This window comes from Rhizobium rhododendri (assembly GCF_007000325.2).
Lineage (GTDB): Bacteria > Pseudomonadota > Alphaproteobacteria > Rhizobiales > Rhizobiaceae > Rhizobium > Rhizobium rhododendri.
The window spans coordinates 110234-128668 of sequence record NZ_CP117269.1; the positions used below are offsets into that span (position 1 = coordinate 110234).

Below are 18435 nucleotides of genomic sequence, written 5' to 3' on the forward strand. Positions count from 1 at the left end.
TAATGGTTGTACGAAGAATCCAACTCGCTAGGGCACCACGGCCTATAGCCGACAAATCTTAGAGCGCATCACTTAACCACCACAATGTTATAACATCACATTGTGGTACGCAACCGATTTTAGTGTTTCCACCGGTTGCCGCCAATTATAGATAGCTTGAACGTTAGAGCATCAAGATCACAAAAATGCCGGTTGATGTGGTTGGTTATCTGCTTGCTAAGTGGCATTGGCCAACTGCACCTGGAAACACAAAACAGTTGGCAAGTTATGTCGGCCTCGCGCCCATGCCGCACCAAAGTAGCAATGTCGATAGAGACCAGCGCATCGGTCGAGCACGCAACGCTCGGCGCGACGCTATCGCCTTTGTCGCATGATTTGCAGAGATGCAAAAAGAATACCGAAAACTTCACACCCTTCGAAGGTTTTGATCGAGCCTGCAACATTTCTCAATATCAAAGGACACACCGCAATAGCGAAGGGGCGCATAAAGATGACGTCGTGCATTGAAGGTTTCGACCCCATCGCGACACTTACCGAATTTGAACATTGTGCGTGTTTGGCAGCTTCAAGCTCGGACGGCACGAAGTACAATCCGAGTGACGCTCAGATGCTTAAAGCATCACCAGACCAAAGGAGGACGTCAATGAAAAGCATAGTCTCTGCGCTTAGTATGGCCGCATTCATCACAGTTGCCGGGGTCGCTCCCGCCCTCTCGCAGGTGGTCATCAACAACGATCCTTATGCCGATCCCAACTCGGATGAGGGCGAAACCGAGTACAGGTTTCTTAGGACCTGGAACCACGAGCACGACACGAGAAATAGATGGCAAGAACGCCGGACGAGTTTCGGGCCCCAGGATGTCATTCGATTGCTTGAGGCTCGCGGCTATAGTGTCAGAAACGTCGAAGATGTAGGGATGCGGTATCTTGTACAAGCTTCGCGCGGTGGCGATGATCTGCTCGTGAGCGTGTCGCGCAGCGGCGACATCATGGGTGTAGTGCATGATCGGCGTTGAGGTCGGCGATCAACTCTGGGGTTCATGATTTGATCTGCGGTCATCTAAAAACCATTCAGCGTGAAGCCAGAGGCAACATTTGTGCCGCAAAGCAGCACAGTTTGGGTGCCGCGACTCTTCACATTGTATCAGAAGTCCCACCTCCCTTCGAGAAAGGAAATGACATGCCTAATCATCTTAATGGCGACTTGCTGTTGGCCTCCAACGTCCCAACTGGTGAAGTCATCCGCGCCCGTAGGTTGTGGCAGCACCGTCACGAGATTGACGTTATCAATTTCAGGCCGCGGTCAAATCGCCGCCGGGTTCTGGCGGCCGGGACATTTGCATGCCTGCTCTGCGCGTTTCTCTATGCCCAGCCGATCTCCACTCCTGCTGTTACCTTAAATGACGAAAAGCTAGCGATGCCAGCAACGACATCCGTTGTCACGGTCGGTTCAACGAAACTACAGGGGGCCGTCGATGTGGCGCCCGCCTCGTCTGGAGAAATCAAGTCCGAACTTGCATCTCTTCCCGTCGTTGCTATCCCAACTCGGCGTCCCGTTCCGGCAGTAAAACGCGCGGCCGGGGCAGGCGGCGCGACAGGTTCAAAAGCAGAGTTAACGGCAGGCGTGGCTCGCTTCGATCAATGCAAGCCGCGGTGCGAGGCCCAGCATCCATTGATCTCGAGCTCCTCGTCTTCAAAGAAGAACCCAGTCGCCGTCACGATAAACACTCAGACCGAGGAAAAACAACCCATGCCATCTGCGGTCTTTGATGATGCTCGTTTCGTTCTGGTTCAAACCGCTGTCGCGCCTCTTACGGCCCTTAGAGTGGGTCGAGATGCTCTGGGAAAGATGGCCGGTTTGAATTGAATTGGCGTTGATCGGCGCCGCCCAACACAGCGCATGCATTCGAACACGCCGCAAGAGCAAACGGCCTTCTTCAGAACATGCAGTTAGGAGTATCGCATGGCGAAAGCCTTCAAATTAAAGCGCCGCCGCCCGGTTATCGTGTTCTTGCCAGAAAGCAGGTCAGGGGTTGTGGTTTCGACGCTAGTAACGAATGGATTCCACGTTGCGGAAGTATGGTCTGTACCAGAGCTTTTCGACGCTATTCGGTCGGGCCAATGCGCAGCTGTGGTCACTTCGGACACGTCTATAGCCCTCGTCCTCGCGATCGGCTCGATAAGGGTAATGGATGCCAATGTTTATTTCGTCTTGTCCAATCAGAGATCGACGTTCGACCAAGCCGGTTTCTTGAACCGAATAAGTCTACTGGTCGACGCTGACGGACAACGCCACGGTGCCGTCTGCGACGTGACACACAAGAATGTCTCGGGCCATCCGCTCGGACGGCTGCTGAAGGCACTGAAGTTGATTATTTTTGGTCGCGCGCATCCCCCAGCTCTCAAGTGAAAGCGGATGGCCTGCCGCCCGTCGGCCACGATCTCCATCACATCTATCAGGGCCGTTTGGTATCCGTGGATTAAAGCGGCTCAATGTAGGAGAAGCCTTGCATAATGGCTTTCCCAAATAGGCTTTTCGGCTGCTTCAGAGCGGCACGCGTTCCCATAGCAGGACGCTCGCGCGCGGAATGCTGGCCTGCTCGGTCACGCGACCACACGCTGTGCATTCATCTCGACGCGATCCAAAGCTACTACCACATTTCCCAAACAACATATCCCTAGAAGAGAAGCATATGTCAAATTATCACAATGGCCTATTCTTAACCTTGCTGCTTACAACGCCACTGCTAGCTGGTTGCGTCAGCGACGAAGACGGCTATGGACAACCCTCAATTTATTACCGAGATTTCAACGGCACACCGGCGAGCCGTGATCGTGCTCGTGAGGCCTGGCAGCGTCAGGAAGCGCGCCGCGACGAGATTACTCGTCGGCAAGATGCGGACGATCGACAGGCCAGTGACCATCACCGCTTTTGCCGAAGCGCACCATCGTCGCTATTCTGCCGCTATGACTAGAACAGCGGCACTGCCCACTCTTGCCGCATCTTTCGGTGAAAGGGACTATGCTGTTCTCCCCCAGCTTCCGAGCCGATTAATCGGAAAGTGGGCACGCGCCTGTTGTGGGATGAAGGTATGAGGCGTCTAGTCGCGAGAGTCGCTGTTGGGCAGGGAGGGGAGAAAGGAGAAACAGATTTCTGACTCCATATGCAAGGTTGCATTTAAAATACAACGTCGCTTTTAAATACGAAAGGACTTTGCCAATACAATCCCGCCGCTTTCGGTCGTTTTGACGCTTCGACTGTCGATCGGCGAGGCTTCCCTTTCCCTACAGCTCTCACGTCCCCATAACGAGATGATGCTTGATCCGCTGCCACAAGCCCGTCGCGCACCAATCGTAGAAATAACTGTGTACGGCTGAATAGGGTGGAAATCCATTGGTAGCATACGGCATTGGCATCAGCTCGACGCGATATAAAAGCAATGCATTTAAAACCTCGCGCAATTCCGTCTTGCGCGGTCGACTGAACCGGCAGGGCGTGGGAATAAACGGAGCAATCAGCGACCACCCCCTGTCTGTCAGATCACTTCTTTGGTTGACACCCGGAATGCAACGTTTTTGATCGGATGCGCATATGATCGAGTGCGGTCTTCTGTGAGGCCTGCGAATGCGGCATGTTCAGAAGCCGCTGTCCGTTATGGTGATCTGCGGATCAGGTCCGGATCTTGCATTCGAGCTCCAAAGCTCAAAGCGATCTACTGGCTTCCTTCACCCCGATCAGTTCGCCCATTCGGATCGTCGCCTTCTCACGCCCCCTTTATCCGGCCTTGGATAGTCTGTGCTGCAAGTCGTGCATGCAACGAACGCGTGCGTTGAATGTCGATAATCCTCAGTCTTCGTCAACATCGCCCATATCACTCGCGCCATCTTGTTCGCGAATGCGATCGCCACGAGCATTTTCGGCTTTTGCGCCGCCATGCGTTCTAGCCACGAGCGTTGCGGAACGAACTTCCGGCCCATCCATTTCAGACGCGACATCGCACCAATAATCATCAGTCGACAGGCGGCCGAGCCGCTCCTTTATGCCTGTCGAAAATTGCCGTGGCCGAGCCCGAGCCAGACTGCGAAGTCGCGACCGCGCCAGAAACAGTTCATAGGAGGCGCAAATGCTTCAACGGCCAGGGCTGTCATTGGTCCAATTCCTGGCATCGTCTGCATCCGCCGCGCCGTGTCATTGTCAGTCGACTGAGCTTTGATTTTCGCTGTACGGGCATCGATGCGAACCGTCGTTTCGGCAATCTGTTTAAGCAACTCCAGACATTCCTCCCGCGTCGAATAAGCTAGGTCGCTGTTAAGGTCGCATAGGAGGTCTTCGATCTGCCTGGCCATCGCCCATTTCAAAATATCCTGTTTCAATGGGATGAAGACGGCACATACGATAAGCGCAACATATCTCAACATGAAAAAACACTCCGCAATATCGCGTTGCGGCATAGTAGCGATTGAGGCCGCCGATCACTTCTCAAGCGGTTCCACTTGGAGAAAAACGAGGTATTTTATGCATATCAAATTTGTAATGATAGCTACCCTAGCAGCTGGGTCGGCCATCGCGGCGCCGGTTTGCGCGGCTGATATGGTGGAGCAGGCCGCCCCTCAGCCCGAAGCAACGGTAAGTTCTGACTACGACTGGTCCGGATTTTACATCGGTGGGCAGGGCGGCTACAACTGGAATGACGCCAAATTGTTCGGTGAGGCGCAAAAACTAGACAGCGGTTCGGCAGGCGTACATGCCGGATACAACTTTCAATCCGGCAACATCGTCTACGGTATCGAAAACGACTTCAACTACAATTTTGAAAAGAACAAGGGAACAGATTTGGAGTGGGACGCATCCGGACGGGGCCGCGTTGGCTTTGCTTTCGATCGTACCTTGGTCTTCGCCACCGCGGGCATCGCCGCAGCCAGTGGCAAGGTTGAGGTGCCAGCGGCTGGAAAGAAGGACGATATTCTTATCGGGTGGACGGCAGGCGGTGGCCTCGAACACGCTTTAACAGATAACATTCTCGTTCGTGGCGAGTACCGATACTCTGATTTTGGCAAGAAAGATTTTGGGTCCAGCATCGGCGACTTCAGCGCTACGCAAAATAAAGTCCTCATCGGCGCGAGCTACAAGTTCTAATCCGATCGGGACTGAGCATTCATGAGCTCGTACACCAGCAAGGCGATGAGAAGCGGCCAAACCTACGACGCCTGTTCATATTGCCAGGCGGACGAACTCAAGCCGCCATCGGGTTATTGTCAATCTCGCGGAGAAAAAGCCGCCAAGCGACTTAACTGCGGGTGTCGGCATGAACATTGGGATACCCCTATTTCTCCTTCCACCGGCGACGCGAGAGAGATAGGGGGTATCCGTACGCGGAAGGCCGCTGAATCACCTCGCGCGTAGGTGCATAGAAGAACTTCTGCTCGTCGGGGCGGTGCTTGTCAGTGTAATGATATTTCATTACAATGGTATTGCAAATGATTTGTTGTGGTAGGCGGAATTTACTGCCGGCCTGGCGCTTACGATCAAAGCCAGAACAGGGTTTCGCAAATCCTACCGGATCTCGCGCGTCGTGGCGCCGCCAACCAATAGGAGTTTGAGAATGTCGAAGATCGAAAAGTGTGACACGATGCACGTTAGTTCGTCTATCGTTGACACTCTTAAAAGGGTGTGCGTGCAAATTGATGCAAAAATCCTGGTCGAAGAGACGTGGAATTGCGTCGGGCAGATAACCTACAAAAGCGGAGTTCGTCGCTATTTTCGGACGTCGACGTTCGATCTAAACACTATGGGCGCATCGTCAATTGCTCGTGACAAGCAATATTCGCGATTCTTTCTTCACTCTATGGGTTATCCGGCTACCGAGGGGGAAAGCTTCTTTTCAGAGACGTGGGCTAGGAAAGTGAAGGCTTCGGACCGGGGATATATCGCAGCATTAGCATACGCCCGGCAGATTGGATTCCCCGTCTTCGTTAAGCCAAACAGTAAGAGTCGGGGGGTGGGCGTAAGCTTGGTCCGCAATGAAGGCGAGTTTAACGAATCTGCAAGGATCGCTTTGCAAGAGGATAAGGTTATCCTCGTCGAACGCCCGGCCGTCGGCAATGACTACCGCGTAGTCGTGCTGGACGGCAAAGTCATCTCAGCATACCATCGCCTCCCGTTAACAGTCACAGGGGACGGCCAGTTGTCACTTCGTGAACTAGTCGATGGCGTTCAGCAAGAGTTCCGCCGGAACGGCCGTGGCGAAACCATTGATTTAGCGGACTTTCGGATCAGGCGCACTTTGGAAGCAGAGGGGCTAACATTTGAAAGCGTCCTTGAGAGTGGCAAATCACTGAAGATGTTAGAAAATGCTAACCTTTCGTCAGGAGGTACAGCGATTGACGTCACCGACCGAATAAGTGAGGGTTTCACGAGACTCGCAAGGGATGTTTCGAGGGATATGGGCCTCCGTTTGGCGGGTGTCGATTTGATGATCGACGGGTTGATCGAAGACACCCCGTCGGCTAGTCCGCACCGGATTATTGAAATCAATTCTGCGCCTGGACTGGACCACTACGCTTCGCTTGGGATCGCTCAGCGGAAGATCGTGGATGACTTGTATTATAAGTTGGTGATAGCGATGGAGCGCCCGGGAGAAAGGTTTTTGTGACGACCAATTTTGCGTGCAGCTTTGTGCTTTCGCACGAAGATTGCTGTCGAGCCGTGGAAAACGACGGTAAATATCTTAAAAATTGTAAGCCTCGTTTCGGACGTCTGGATCTCGAAGGCGTTAAGCTACGCATGGGCGCTGGCAGTCGGGGTATTCTCAGGTCTTCCCGTGATGTGACTCGCCGGCCTGCGGTACCCCCTCTACTAGTGATGGTTGATCGAGGAGTTGCCTGCAGAGATCGATACGATCCCTTTTAAAGGTGATAGAGCTGCAACAAAATCGAATATTTCTACACACACTGCTGCAAAGACATGAGGTAGTTCTGTTTATAACCAGGAGTAATTATTGTGACGCAGCAGTCCGAAATTGAGCACCGCAGCCCAATCCTCGTCTTTCTTACAAAGCGCGCAGCTGATGTGGTGATCTCGCAGCTTGAGAAGCATGGATATACAGCAGTCGCTGTCTACACTGTCCCTGCATTGTTCGATGCACTCCGCTCAGGAACTTATACCCTGGCAGTAACAACCCGGCCAGGTATCGCTACGGTTCGAAACATAAAGCTCATTCCCGTCTTGAACCTTGAAGTGTTTTTTTATGATGGCCACATTGATCAAACAGATTCCACCGCTTGGCCAAGGCGATTTGATGGCAATGCTTTCATGGAGCGCCTCAGAATCTTGAACGTTCCGAGGCTAACGCGCGGATTTAGCAAATATGACAATCCTTCCTCAGAGCACTGCCAAAAAGTTGGGCTCTTCTCTACGTTGTTGAATGCTAGCATTTCATTTTATAACAACCGGCTTCCTGCGATGCGAGTTGTTAAAAATGAACGTCGTTAGGCAGAAGAGCCTTGGGCTAGATGAGGCCAGTGATACAAACAGCAAAATAGACCAATCGCTTGAAGCGGAGAAGAGTCCGTTTACGATTGCTCGGGAGAAACCTCGTCTCTGGATGTCCACGGTGGATGAGTTTCAAAATGCAGCTTTGAAGCGGGAGCTGCTTCTTTGTGGAGGTTGCATCATCATGATATTGGCAATCGGCGCGGCTTCGACCGCGGGGTTAGTTATCACTGCCTTTTTCGTCCTCATTTCGATTGGCAACATCTTTAAGAAAGTGGTTCTCTCGGTTATAGGCGAAATACGTAATCACGTCGCTTTGAGGCGCTAAGCGACTGGGCTAGTTCCCATGGCATTATTTTCCTGGTTGTCGCGCGCGCTTGCTACATTACCATCGTGCTTATCGTTAGATAGATTATACCAACGAGCGCGATGTGTGACTCTGTTGGGGTTCCCAAAAGTCGACGAATCTGACTCGATGGCGCAAACAGGAGGTTTGCAATGGGTTCAGCGCTTTCGTTGCGGCAGGATTTCGATGGTACGGGTCTGCGTCTACTGGCGCGGCAGACGAAGGATGCCAATCAGGCACGACGCCTATTGCCGCTGGCCTCGATCTATGATGGCGGCTCGCGCGCGGATGCGGCCCGGCTTGGCAGCGTGACGGTCCAAATCGTGCGCGACTGGGTGGTGCGTTTCAATGCCCGCGGCCCCGATGGGCTGATCAACGGCAAGGCTCCAGGTGGGCGGGCGAAACTGAATGATACCCAGCGGCAGGCATTAGCAAAGATCGTGGAACGGGGACCGATTCCGGCCGTCGATGGCGTCGTGCGATGGCGGCGCAGAGATCTGGCGCAGTGGATCTTCGAAGAATTCCGTGTCTCCATGGACGATACGACGGTCGGACGAGAGTTGAAGGCTCTGGGCTTTGCCAAGATCTCTGCTCGTCCCCGCCATTATGCGCAGAATGAGCTGGAGGGCGACGCTTTTAAAAAGACTTTGCAGCCGCGCTTGCAGAGATCCGGGCCAAATGCCCGCCCGGCACGGATCTCGAAATCTGGAGGGCCGATGAAGCTCGCATAGGACAGAAAAACAAGATCACGCGCCGTTGGGCACGTCGGGGAACCCGACCTTCTGCACCGCACGATCAGCGCACCATGTGGGCGTATATCTTCGGCGCAATCTGCCCCAAGAAAGGCAAGGGGGCAGGTCTCGTTCTTCCCTATTGCGACACAGACGCCATGCAGCAGCATCTCGACGAAATCAGCCTTGCTCTTCCGTGGAAGATGCCCTTCACCGCATTAACTGCACCGATCTGTTGATTGTGATTAGCATACAGAAATGCCCGTACCAACCTGAGAAATAGAAAGCTTTTATCATGTTTCGGCATCAGGACTTTAGGCTCAGGACTCGTTAAATCAGAGCCAGAAGATAACGGCGGCCGCGATGCATATGCTTGAGAAGAAGGTGTGAGCGCAACGGTCGTATCGGGTGTGAATTCGCCTCCAGTCCTTGAGCCTGCCGAACATGTTTTCGATCTTGTGCCGCTTTTTGTAGAGCGCTGGATCGTGCGGGATCGGCACCTTGCGGTTTGCCCGTGATGGAATGCAGGCCGTTATCTTGCGTTGCGCCAAGGCGTCTCGAAACCAGTCGGCGTCATATCCCTTGTCGGCAAGAAGCGTCTTTGCCTTGGGAAAAGCATGCAGCATCCGCGCGGCACCTTTGTAGTCGCTCATCTGCCCTTCGCTCAAAAGCAGGATCAGTGGCCGACCGTGACCATCGCAAACAGCATGCAGCTTGGAGTTCAACCCGCCTTTGGTGCGTCCGATACGTCGGGGAACATCCCCTTTTTTAGCAGGCTGGCTGCGGTGCGATGGGCTTTCAAATGGGTCGCGTCGATCATCAATTGCTCAGGCTTGCCCCGCTTTGCTGTCAGTTCGGCCAGTATGCGATTGAACACCCCGAGCCTGCTCCACCGGATGAAGCGGTTGTAGATCGTCTTGTGCGGCCCATACTCTTTGGGAGCGTCACGCCATCGCAACCCATTGCGCAGAACGAAGATGATGCCGCTCAAGACACGCCTGTCATCCACGCGCGGAACGCCATGCGATAGCGGAAAATAAGGCTCGATACGGCGCATTTGCGCGTCTGACAAAAACATCAAATCACTCATGGCGGTCCCTCCGTTCGATCCCAGTGAACCAGAACCGAGGAAACCCCGCAAGCTATTTAATAGGTCCTGAGCCTAGCATTACAGTTGCAGTTTTAGTTTCAAATGAGCGCGTCGTGCGGCAGCTTGATGCGCTCGTCTCCAACATGACCATGCGATGATGTGGGCGGGCTTTATACGCCGCTGGGCAAGCTTATTCGCAATGCGTCGGACCTCTTGGATGGACCAGCGGATCAGATCGTAATGGTCGGCATCCTCGGTCTTTTTTGGGGTGCCGCATTATTGGCGCGATATCGGATCACAGCCATCATTGCGAAGGCGAGCATGACGAGCGAGACATGGCGATGCCAGCCATGCCACGAGCGGGTCTCGTTATGATCGAGGCCGAGTTCGTTCTTGGCTGTCTCGAAGCTATCTTCGATTGCCCAACGGTGACCTTCGACGGATACGAGCGTCTGAATGCCTGTTCCGGCCGGGCACCAAGTCGTGAAGAATGCGAGGTCGCCATCGCTGATATTGCGCCGGATCAACAAGCCACGCGTCCAAAGCCCGGTTTGCGTATCACTGTATTCGTCGGCATCGATATCGGCCAGTTCGCAGTAGGCCCAGTCATGAAGCCGCGCGCCTTTTGTGCCATCGCCAGCGGAAAGGCGATGCCATGCAGCCGGATCGAGATCACGGGCAATCTCAAGAGCGGTTCCTGCGACGAAAGGCTTACCAGACCAAGCGCCAAAATGATGGTCGGATTTAACCCCAAGAACGTAACCTTTGCAGGCTCGGCGCAGCGCTCCTTCGACGTCTCCGACGCCATACACCGCATCTGCTGCCACCCATGAAAACGGCACTTTGGCTGTCAGCGCCCGCCGAATCATATCGACAGCGAGGGCAGGCTTGGTAGCGAAGGCTACAGCTTCAGGAACATGAGCGGCGGCAAGCCTTGCCGGATCGCTGGTCCAACTCTTTGGCAAGTACAAGGCTCGATCGATAAAGGCATGACCACGATCGGAAACATAGGCGGTGAACACACCGATTTGGCAGTTCGTTACCTTGCCCGCTGACCCTGTATATTGACGTGAAACACCGCAAGATGTCTTGCCCTGCTTGAGGAAGCCGGTCTCATCAATGACCAGGACCGCATCATCTGTGGCAAGGTGCTCCACAACATACTCGCGCACAATGTCGCGAAGTCCGTCTGCGTCCCAGCGTCCACGACCCAAGATGGCTTGCTGTCGCCACGGACCAGGATCGCCAGCCGCCTCAGCGCGCATCCAACCTGTCTTACGGCGCTCATCACCTAACAAGCCGTCCAGGAAAAGGTTCGCAGATGCTGCAACGCGCTCCTGCGTAAACAATCCGCGCATACGCGCCTTAACTTCACGCAGCGACGATGCCCAAAGTTCCAACGTTGTCTCGATCGATGCACCCATCATCCATGACCTCCGAATCATGGAGGCCTATAGATTCAGAACTTGTAAAAATACGCAACTGTAATGCTAGACAATCTACCGTAAAAGTTTTAAACTCTACCAAATGACGGTAAATGCAGCAAGTTTGCCCGCTAACTCTGATCTTACAGCCAATATTAAGCTCTCGTCTCTATTCTTTGAGAAACTGAGGAGCGCGCTATGAACATGCAATGTCGGGGCTGCAAAGACGGCCAAGACTTTCCGCTTCAATTTTCGATGGCCTTCCAACCGATCGTCAACGTCGCAGACCAAACCGTCTACGCACACGAGGCACTTGTCCGTGGGGCTAACGGGGAGGGGGCGATGAGTATTTTGTCAGCGGTGGATGCTGAGAACCGATACCTCTTCGATCAGCAGTGTCGGGTTAAAGCCATCGAGCTTGCATCGAAACTCTTTCCGCCGGCCGAGCTACCGCGGCTGGCCATCAATTTCATGCCGAAGGCCGTTTATGAGCCGCGTGCCTGCATTAGGCTAACGTTGGCAACGGCCGCGAAAACCGGCTTTCCAGCCGACCGGATCATTTTCGAGTTCACAGAGACGGAGAAGCTCGACATCGACCACGTCCTGAAGATCCTGGCAACCTATCGAGAAATTGGTTTCATGACGGCGATCGATGACTTCGGGGCTGGCTACGCCGGTCTTGGGTTGCTCGCCAAGTTTCAGCCGGACATCGTCAAGCTCGATATGGAGCTTATTCGCGATATCGACACGAATGCCGCCAAGCGAACGATCGTGCGCCATTCGGTCACCATGCTAAAGGACATGGGCGTCATTCCCCTATGCGAAGGGATTGAAACTCGCGGGGAGAAATCCGCGCTGGAAGACCTCGGTGTCGAACTCATGCAAGGATATCTGTTCTCGAAACCCGTGTTTGAATCGGTCGCGAAGGATATTCCAGCTCTCAAGAGCTGCCAGATTTGAGCAAACGGACGTTTTCGAACATAGTCGAGTGCTGTTGCGAGAAGCGGTTGCGTCACTACTCGATATCGGAAAGGCCGAGCAGCGTCCCTTCGACATGGTTGCGGGTTTGGCCGCCGATCCAGACCTGGCACGCGTCATCCCGGCCCACATGTACACGCTCCTTGCGGCCGAGACAGGTGCCCTGCGCGGCCGCGCGCGGCCATCACTGCGCAGCTGGGAGCGAGACATGGCACTCCTTGAGACCGCGACGGGTGCAAGCTGCTGCAACATACTACTTCAGAGTTGACCCCGATTATCTGCGGGACCTCACCCGTAGGACGGAGCGCGGCGAGTTCGCCATCGGTCCGATGCTGATGTCACTCGCCAAGGCCAATGCCGCCAGACGTGATCGGACCGGGTGAGGGAGGGATGGAATGACTGGGCGGATGTAGCGGATCGTCGCTCAGAACCCATCCGTAACGCTTCGGGCTAAACTGGAGAAGACGCTTCTCAAGCTAGGGATGGCGCCAGTGTTAGCCATTGAGCCGCTCAGGGCAAATTTTTGCGACGATGTCCTGAAGTTGCTTGATGTGGTCGACAAGCCAATCGAGTTCTTCCTTGGTGATTTCGTAGTGAGCCGAATAACGGGCATCCACATAGGCACGATCAAGCCTTGTGAATGATCGCGTCGCAAACTTTGTGTCACGTGCCCACGCCTCAATTAAGCGTTGATCGACGCGCTCGGCATGGGTTCTGAGCATGTTAAGGCGGTGCGATTTCGGGCTGTAAAGCGTCAGTACGAGAAGCGCGCAGTGATAAAAGCGTTCGGTCGCCTGATGCAAATTGAACGCGGCAAGCTTGAAATTTTTCCGGCTGAGACAAAACTCCGCTATTGCGATAAATTCTACTGCATCCGGAAACCACTGATCGAAATGCCGCTGCGCCTCTTGCCGCTCAGCTTCTGGCGCCAGTGACTTGGGCTCGGTTAGCGGATGCCCCGGGGCTTCGTATAGCATGATGCCATCACGGGCGATGTCGACAAAGAAGGGCAGGCCGCGGGCAAGTTTATCATTCACGTCCGGCAAGCTATGAACGATGACTTTAGCCGGCGTCTGGAGGCGCTGTGTGACGGTAAATTCCTGTGTGAGGTGTTCGTCTATCTTAAGCCAGACTTCGTTTTCCTCAGCAAATCTGTTGGTGTTGACGATGGCCAGAAGGTCGTAGTCGGAGCGATAACCACTGTCGTGGTCTTCGACCCAGTCACCACGAGCGTAGGAGCCAAACAGGATCAACTTCAGGATCCGTCCAGCCCGAGCTTTTTCGGAAAGCTTGGTCTTCTGGGCGTCCTCGAACTCCTCAAATATGATCTTCACGACCTGAGACAGCTCGCGGCGTTTTCTGTCGGGGAGATGATCAAGTTGCTCGGGGAAGATCAAAAAAATGGCCTCATGAAATTTTCTTTGGACGTCGCACTTACGACAGATCGATTCTGGGACGCCGCCGGAAAAAACGCAAGCGTAAGGATCAGCCTTCTGGAAGGCGACCATTCGCCCGTCGCGGTGATGAGCCGTGGGGACAATTAGGGTCGCGCCATCGCGTTTTACCGATGTTCAGGAACTCGGCACAAGCCTTGACACGAATCCCGCATCTGAAGTGTTTTAGTAGAATTCAACTTGAGAAGCGAATTCAAGGGCAGCCTGTTTTCACAGGATCGGCTTGTGGCCGAGGCTCTGAACGTTTGTCCGAACCGTATTATCCGGAAGCGAGAGAGAACGCGCGTGATGGAGGATCGGATTTAAGCATGATGAAATATCCAGATAGGTCCGTTGCAAGTTATACCAGTTCAGATATAAAATGAATATGAACCAAAACGAACGCCCGCTTGAATGGATAGGCAGTAGCCGAAAAGACCTGCTAAAACTTCCAGCAGATGTGCGCAAGTAGTTCGGTTATGCCTTGCATTTTGCCCCAGCACGGCGGCCAGCACCATGCGCCCAGGGTACTGAAGGGCTTCGGTGGAGCCGGTGTGCTGGAAGTGGTTTAGAACGATGAAGGCGGTACCTACCGCGCCGTTTACACGGTTAGGTTTGAAGAGGCTGTATTCGTCCTTCATTGCTTTCAGAAAAAGAGCAAAAGCGGGATCGCTACACCGAAAGAGGATATGGATATCATCCGAGCCTGCCTCAAGGTTGCGGAGATTCTTGCAAAGGAGATAAGCAATGGCACCTCGCATCATTAATGGCATTGAGGTCGAAAGCGGTTCCGGCAATGTATTTGCGGATCTGGGGCTTGCCGATGCTGAGAAGCTGAAAATAAAATCCGGTCTTGTCATCGAGATTGCGAAAGCGGTGCGCCGACTTGATTTGACGCAAGAACAGGCGGGCCATCGCATGGGACTTCCGCAACCGAAAGTATCCTTGCTGCTTCGAGGCGATTTCGCAAACCTGTCGGAGCGCAAACTTATGGAATGTTTGAGCCGGCTTGGATATGACATCGAAATTACCGTGAAGCCGACTGCCGATCCAGTCGGGCATCTGACGCTCGCGGTTGCTTGAGACGCAAGCGGTCAAAATGGGCGGAAAACTGCGGTGCTGCCGATGATCAGGCAGGTGACAAACCGGTCAAGGGAATGTCACCGTTACAAGCTTTCCGTCAGCGCATTTGCTGCTGGCTCCAGACCTGGAGGCGAACGGGCTTCCCATCGCTGTAGATTGCGGCTCCAACAACTCCTTTGAGCCCGCTGCATTGAGACATGATCGTGGAAATTCCCTAGCATTACAGTTGCGTATTTTTACAAGTTCTGAATCTATAGGCCTCCATGATTCGGAGGTCATGGATGATGGGTGCATCGATCGAGACAACGTTGGAACTTTGGGCATCGTCGCTGCGTGAAGTTAAGGCGCGTATGCGCGGATTGTTTACGCAGGAGCGCGTTGCAGCATCTGCGAACCTTTTCCTGGACGGCTTGTTAGGTGATGAGCGCCGTAAGACAGGTTGGATGCGCGCTGAGGCGGCTGGCGATCCTGGTCCGTGGCGACAGCAAGCCATCTTGGGTCGTGGACGCTGGGACGCAGACGGACTTCGCGACATTGTGCGCGAGTATGTTGTGGAGCACCTTGCCACAGATGATGCGGTCCTGGTCATTGATGAGACCGGCTTCCTCAAGCAGGGCAAGACATCTTGCGGTGTTTCACGTCAATATACAGGGTCAGCGGGCAAGGTAACGAACTGCCAAATCGGTGTGTTCACCGCCTATGTTTCCGATCGTGGTCATGCCTTTATCGATCGAGCCTTGTACTTGCCAAAGAGTTGGACCAGCGATCCGGCAAGGCTTGCCGCCGCTCATGTTCCTGAAGCTGTAGCCTTCGCTACCAAGCCTGCCCTCGCTGTCGATATGATTCGGCGGGCGCTGACAGCCAAAGTGCCGTTTTCATGGGTGGCAGCAGATGCGGTGTATGGCGTCGGAGACGTCGAAGGAGCGCTGCGCCGAGCCTGCAAAGGTTACGTTCTTGGGGTTAAATCCGACCATCATTTTGGCGCTTGGTCTGGTAAGCCTTTCGTCGCAGGAACCGCTCTTGAGATTGCCCGTGATCTCGATCCGGCTGCATGGCATCGCCTTTCCGCTGGCGATGGCACAAAAGGCGCGCGGCTTCATGACTGGGCCTACTGCGAACTGGCCGATATCGATGCCGACGAATACAGTGATACGCAAACCGGGCTTTGGACGCGTGGCTTGTTGATCCGGCGCAATATCAGCGATGGCGACCTCGCATTCTTCACGACTTGGTGCCCGGCCGGAACAGGCATTCAGACGCTCGTATCCGTCGAAGGTCACCGTTGGGCAATCGAAGATAGCTTCGAGACAGCCAAGAACGAACTCGGCCTCGATCATAACGAGACCCGCTCGTGGCATGGCTGGCATCGCCATGTCTCGCTCGTCATGCTCGCCTTCGCAATGATGGCTGTGATCCGATATCGCGCCAATAATGCGGCACCCCAAAAAAGACCGAGGATGCCGACCATTACGATCTGATCCGCTGGTCCATCCAAGAGGTCCGACGCATTGCGAATAAGCTTGCCCAGCGGCGTATAAAGCCCGCCCACATCATCGCATGGTCATGTTGGAGACGAGCGCATCAAGCTGCCGCACGACGCGCTCATTTGAAACTAAAACTGCAACTGTAATGCTAGGCTCAGGACCTATTAAATAGCTTGCGGGGTTTCCTCGGTTCTGGTTCACTGGGATCGAACGGAGGGACCGCCATGAGTGATTTGATGTTTTTGTCAGACGCGCAAATGCGCCGTATCGAGCCTTATTTTCCGCTATCGCATGGCGTTCCGCGCGTGGATGACAGGCGTGTCTTGAGCGGCATCATCTTCGTTCTGCGCAATGGGTTGCGATGGCGTGACGCTCCCAAAGAGTATGGGCCGCACAAGACGATCTACAACCGCTTCATCCGGTGGAGCAGGCTCGGGGTGTTCAATCGCATACTGGCCGAACTGACAGCAAAGCGGGGCAAGCCTGAGCAATTGATGATCGACGCGACCCATTTGAAAGCCCATCGCACCGCAGCCAGCCTGCTAAAAAAGGGGATGTTCCCCGACGTATCGGACGCACCAAAGGCGGGTTGAACTCCAAGCTGCATGCTGTTTGCGATGGTCACGGTCGGCCACTGATCCTGCTTTTGAGCGAAGGGCAGATGAGCGACTACAAAGGTGCCGCGCGGATGCTGCATGCTTTTCCCAAGGCAAAGACGCTTCTTGCCGACAAGGGATATGACGCCGACTGGTTTCGAGACGCCTTGGCGCAACGCAAGATAACGGCCTGCATTCCATCACGGGCAAACCGCAAGGTGCCGATCCCGCACGATCCAGCGCTCTACAAAAAGCGGCACAAGATCGAAAACATGTTCGGCAGGCTCAAGGACTGGAGGCGAATTCACACCCGATACGACCGTTGCGCTCACACCTTCTTCTCAAGCATATGCATCGCGGCCGCCGTTATCTTCTGGCTCTGATTTAACGAGTCCTGAGCCTAACATTACAGTTGCAGTTTTAGTTTCAAATGAGCGCGTCGTGCGGCAGCTTGATGCGCTCGTCTCCAACATGACCATGCGATGATGTGGGCGGGCTTTATACGCCGCTGGGCAAGCTTATTCGCAATGCGTCGGACCTCTTGGATGGACCAGCGGATCAGATCGTAATGGTCGGCATCCTCGGTCTTTTTTGGGGTGCCGCATTATTGGCGCGATATCGGATCACAGCCATCATTGCGAAGGCGAGCATGACGAGCGAGACATGGCGATGCCAGCCATGCCACGAGCGGGTCTCGTTATGATCGAGGCCGAGTTCGTTCTTGGCTGTCTCGAAGCTATCTTCGATTGCCCAACGGTGACCTTCGACGGATACGAGCGTCTGAATGCCTGTTCCGGCCGGGCACCAAGTCGTGAAGAATGCGAGGTCGCCATCGCTGATATTGCGCCGGATCAACAAGCCACGCGTCCAAAGCCCGGTTTGCGTATCACTGTATTCGTCGGCATCGATATCGGCCAGTTCGCAGTAGGCCCAGTCATGAAGCCGCGCGCCTTTTGTGCCATCGCCAGCGGAAAGGCGATGCCATGCAGCCGGATCGAGATCACGGGCAATCTCAAGAGCGGTTCCTGCGACGAAAGGCTTACCAGACCAAGCGCCAAAATGATGGTCGGATTTAACCCCAAGAACGTAACCTTTGCAGGCTCGGCGCAGCGCTCCTTCGACGTCTCCGACGCCATACACCGCATCTGCTGCCACCCATGAAAACGGCACTTTGGCTGTCAGCGCCCGCCGAATCATATCGACAGCGAGGGCAGGCTTGGTAGCGAAGGCTACAGCTTCAGGAACATGAGCGGCGGCAAGCCTTGCCGGATCGCTGGTCCAACTCTTTGGCAAGTACAAGGCTCGATCGATAAAGGCATGACCACGATCGGAAACATAGGCGGTGAACACACCGATTTGGCAGTTCGTTACCTTGCCCGCTGACCCTGTATATTGACGTGAAACACCGCAAGATGTCTTGCCCTGCTTGAGGAAGCCGGTCTCATCAATGACCAGGACCGCATCATCTGTGGCAAGGTGCTCCACAACATACTCGCGCACAATGTCGCGAAGTCCGTCTGCGTCCCAGCGTCCACGACCCAAGATGGCTTGCTGTCGCCACGGACCAGGATCGCCAGCCGCCTCAGCGCGCATCCAACCTGTCTTACGGCGCTCATCACCTAACAAGCCGTCCAGGAAAAGGTTCGCAGATGCTGCAACGCGCTCCTGCGTAAACAATCCGCGCATACGCGCCTTAACTTCACGCAGCGACGATGCCCAAAGTTCCAACGTTGTCTCGATCGATGCACCCATCATCCATGACCTCCGAATCATGGAGGC

The 18435-nt window shown here is 54.4% G+C and carries 19 protein-coding genes and 2 pseudogenes; 15 read left to right on the forward strand and 6 right to left on the reverse strand.

Features of this window, described 5'->3' with window-relative positions:
* Positions 1–185: 185 nt before the first annotated feature.
* The 4 genes from PR018_RS25390 to PR018_RS25405 all read left to right on the forward strand — a co-directional run bounded on the left by PR018_RS25390 (position 186) and on the right by PR018_RS25405 (position 2409).
* Positions 186–374: a transposase gene (locus PR018_RS25390; protein ID WP_202617236.1), complete on the forward strand. Its 189-nt coding sequence runs from the start codon at positions 186–188 to the stop codon at positions 372–374.
* A 269-nt stretch (positions 375–643) separates the two neighbouring features.
* Positions 644–1015, forward strand: a complete 372-nt coding sequence (locus PR018_RS25395; RefSeq protein ID WP_142832396.1) for a hypothetical protein — start codon at positions 644–646, stop codon at positions 1013–1015.
* A 164-nt stretch (positions 1016–1179) separates the two neighbouring features.
* The gene (locus PR018_RS25400) at positions 1180–1866 is read left to right on the forward strand and encodes a hypothetical protein (protein WP_142832395.1); all 687 of its coding nucleotides are present in this window, start codon (positions 1180–1182) and stop codon (positions 1864–1866) included.
* A 96-nt stretch (positions 1867–1962) separates the two neighbouring features.
* Positions 1963–2409 (forward strand): hypothetical protein, encoded by a 447-nt coding sequence (locus PR018_RS25405; protein ID WP_142832394.1) that lies wholly within the window; start codon positions 1963–1965, stop codon positions 2407–2409.
* Between the two features lie 884 nt (positions 2410–3293).
* Here PR018_RS25405 and PR018_RS25410 read toward each other — a convergent pair.
* Both PR018_RS25410 and PR018_RS28605 read right to left on the reverse strand, forming a co-directional pair.
* Positions 3294–3626, reverse strand: a complete 333-nt coding sequence (locus PR018_RS25410) for a transposase (protein WP_142832407.1) — start codon at positions 3624–3626, stop codon at positions 3294–3296.
* A 411-nt stretch (positions 3627–4037) separates the two neighbouring features.
* Positions 4038–4451 (reverse strand): transposase, encoded by a 414-nt coding sequence (locus tag PR018_RS28605; protein WP_142832393.1) that lies wholly within the window; start codon positions 4449–4451, stop codon positions 4038–4040.
* 64 nt (positions 4452–4515) lie between these two features.
* Here PR018_RS28605 and PR018_RS25420 point away from each other — a divergent pair, with 64 nt between their 5' ends.
* The 5 genes and pseudogenes from PR018_RS25420 to PR018_RS25440 all read left to right on the forward strand — a co-directional run.
* On the forward strand, positions 4516–5136 hold the full coding sequence (locus PR018_RS25420; protein WP_142832392.1) for an outer membrane protein: 621 nt from the start codon (positions 4516–4518) through the stop codon (positions 5134–5136).
* A gap of 466 nt (positions 5137–5602) precedes the next feature.
* Complete coding sequence (locus tag PR018_RS25425) at positions 5603–6652, forward strand: ATP-binding protein (RefSeq protein ID WP_142832391.1); 1050 nt, start codon at positions 5603–5605, stop codon at positions 6650–6652.
* Positions 6653–6999: 347 nt separating this feature from the next.
* On the forward strand, positions 7000–7491 hold the full coding sequence (locus PR018_RS25430) for a hypothetical protein (RefSeq protein ID WP_142832390.1): 492 nt from the start codon (positions 7000–7002) through the stop codon (positions 7489–7491).
* A complete protein-coding gene (locus tag PR018_RS25435; RefSeq protein ID WP_142832389.1) occupies positions 7478–7819 on the forward strand; it encodes a hypothetical protein in 342 nt (113 codons plus the stop codon). The genes PR018_RS25430 and PR018_RS25435 overlap by 14 nt, the downstream gene beginning before the upstream one ends.
* Before the next feature lie 170 nt (positions 7820–7989).
* Positions 7990–8762 (forward strand): annotated as a pseudogene (locus PR018_RS25440) (IS630 family transposase); the annotation flags it as partial.
* Between the two features lie 141 nt (positions 8763–8903).
* Here the strand turns inward: PR018_RS25440 and PR018_RS25445 are convergent.
* Positions 8904–9658 (reverse strand): IS5 family transposase gene (locus tag PR018_RS25445; protein WP_279621506.1). Its coding sequence is split into 2 segments (ribosomal slippage): positions 8904–9325 and positions 9325–9658, totalling 756 coding nucleotides; the frame shifts between segments, so codons are not numbered across the junction.
* A 230-nt stretch (positions 9659–9888) separates the two neighbouring features.
* Positions 9889–11103, reverse strand: coding sequence for an IS701 family transposase (locus PR018_RS25450; protein ID WP_142832624.1), 1215 nt, complete (start codon positions 11101–11103; stop codon positions 9889–9891).
* 177 nt (positions 11104–11280) lie between these two features.
* On the opposite strand from PR018_RS25450, the gene PR018_RS25455 reads away from it, so the two are divergent.
* Both PR018_RS25455 and PR018_RS28610 read left to right on the forward strand, forming a co-directional pair.
* Entirely contained in the window at positions 11281–12042 is a 762-nt protein-coding gene (locus PR018_RS25455; protein WP_142832623.1) for an EAL domain-containing protein, read from the forward strand.
* A gap of 34 nt (positions 12043–12076) precedes the next feature.
* Positions 12077–12328 (forward strand): hypothetical protein, encoded by a 252-nt coding sequence (locus tag PR018_RS28610; protein WP_161991049.1) that lies wholly within the window; start codon positions 12077–12079, stop codon positions 12326–12328.
* A 226-nt stretch (positions 12329–12554) separates the two neighbouring features.
* On the opposite strand, the gene PR018_RS25465 is transcribed toward PR018_RS28610, so the two are convergent.
* Positions 12555–13454: a HEPN domain-containing protein gene (locus PR018_RS25465; RefSeq protein WP_279621516.1), complete on the reverse strand. Its 900-nt coding sequence runs from the start codon at positions 13452–13454 to the stop codon at positions 12555–12557.
* A 427-nt stretch (positions 13455–13881) separates the two neighbouring features.
* Here PR018_RS25465 and PR018_RS25470 point away from each other — a divergent pair.
* The 4 genes and pseudogenes from PR018_RS25470 (at position 13882) to PR018_RS25485 (ending at position 17039) form a co-directional block, all read left to right on the forward strand.
* Positions 13882–14260: pseudogene (locus tag PR018_RS25470) on the forward strand (type II toxin-antitoxin system RelE/ParE family toxin).
* Positions 14241–14576, forward strand: coding sequence for a helix-turn-helix domain-containing protein (locus PR018_RS25475; RefSeq protein ID WP_279621507.1), 336 nt, complete (start codon positions 14241–14243; stop codon positions 14574–14576). The pseudogene PR018_RS25470 and the gene PR018_RS25475 overlap by 20 nt, the downstream one beginning before the upstream one ends.
* A 263-nt stretch (positions 14577–14839) precedes the next feature.
* Positions 14840–16054: an IS701 family transposase gene (locus tag PR018_RS25480; RefSeq protein WP_142832624.1), complete on the forward strand. Its 1215-nt coding sequence runs from the start codon at positions 14840–14842 to the stop codon at positions 16052–16054.
* A gap of 230 nt (positions 16055–16284) precedes the next feature.
* Positions 16285–17039 (forward strand): IS5 family transposase gene (locus PR018_RS25485; protein WP_279621506.1). Its coding sequence is split into 2 segments (ribosomal slippage): positions 16285–16618 and positions 16618–17039, totalling 756 coding nucleotides; the frame shifts between segments, so codons are not numbered across the junction.
* 175 nt (positions 17040–17214) lie between these two features.
* On the opposite strand, the gene PR018_RS25490 is transcribed toward PR018_RS25485, so the two are convergent.
* On the reverse strand, positions 17215–18429 hold the full coding sequence (locus tag PR018_RS25490) for an IS701 family transposase (protein WP_142832624.1): 1215 nt from the start codon (positions 18427–18429) through the stop codon (positions 17215–17217).
* Between the last annotated feature and the right edge of the window lie 6 nt (positions 18430–18435).

Coding starts and splice junctions, on each gene's coding strand:
- PR018_RS25425 (WP_142832391.1), top strand. CDS start 5,603: ATGTCGAAGATCGAAAAGTGTGACACGATGCACGTTAGTTCGTCTATC.
- PR018_RS25400 (WP_142832395.1), top strand. CDS start 1,180: ATGCCTAATCATCTTAATGGCGACTTGCTGTTGGCCTCCAACGTCCCA.
- PR018_RS25395 (WP_142832396.1), top strand. CDS start 644: ATGAAAAGCATAGTCTCTGCGCTTAGTATGGCCGCATTCATCACAGTT.
- PR018_RS25480 (WP_142832624.1), top strand. CDS start 14,840: ATGATTCGGAGGTCATGGATGATGGGTGCATCGATCGAGACAACGTTG.
- PR018_RS25475 (WP_279621507.1), top strand. CDS start 14,241: ATGGCACCTCGCATCATTAATGGCATTGAGGTCGAAAGCGGTTCCGGC.
- PR018_RS25455 (WP_142832623.1), top strand. CDS start 11,281: ATGAACATGCAATGTCGGGGCTGCAAAGACGGCCAAGACTTTCCGCTT.
- PR018_RS28605 (WP_142832393.1), bottom strand. CDS start 4,451: ATGCCGCAACGCGATATTGCGGAGTGTTTTTTCATGTTGAGATATGTT.
- PR018_RS25405 (WP_142832394.1), top strand. CDS start 1,963: ATGGCGAAAGCCTTCAAATTAAAGCGCCGCCGCCCGGTTATCGTGTTC.
- PR018_RS25435 (WP_142832389.1), top strand. CDS start 7,478: ATGAACGTCGTTAGGCAGAAGAGCCTTGGGCTAGATGAGGCCAGTGAT.
- PR018_RS25390 (WP_202617236.1), top strand. CDS start 186: ATGCCGGTTGATGTGGTTGGTTATCTGCTTGCTAAGTGGCATTGGCCA.
- PR018_RS25450 (WP_142832624.1), bottom strand. CDS start 11,103: ATGATTCGGAGGTCATGGATGATGGGTGCATCGATCGAGACAACGTTG.
- PR018_RS25490 (WP_142832624.1), bottom strand. CDS start 18,429: ATGATTCGGAGGTCATGGATGATGGGTGCATCGATCGAGACAACGTTG.
- PR018_RS25420 (WP_142832392.1), top strand. CDS start 4,516: ATGCATATCAAATTTGTAATGATAGCTACCCTAGCAGCTGGGTCGGCC.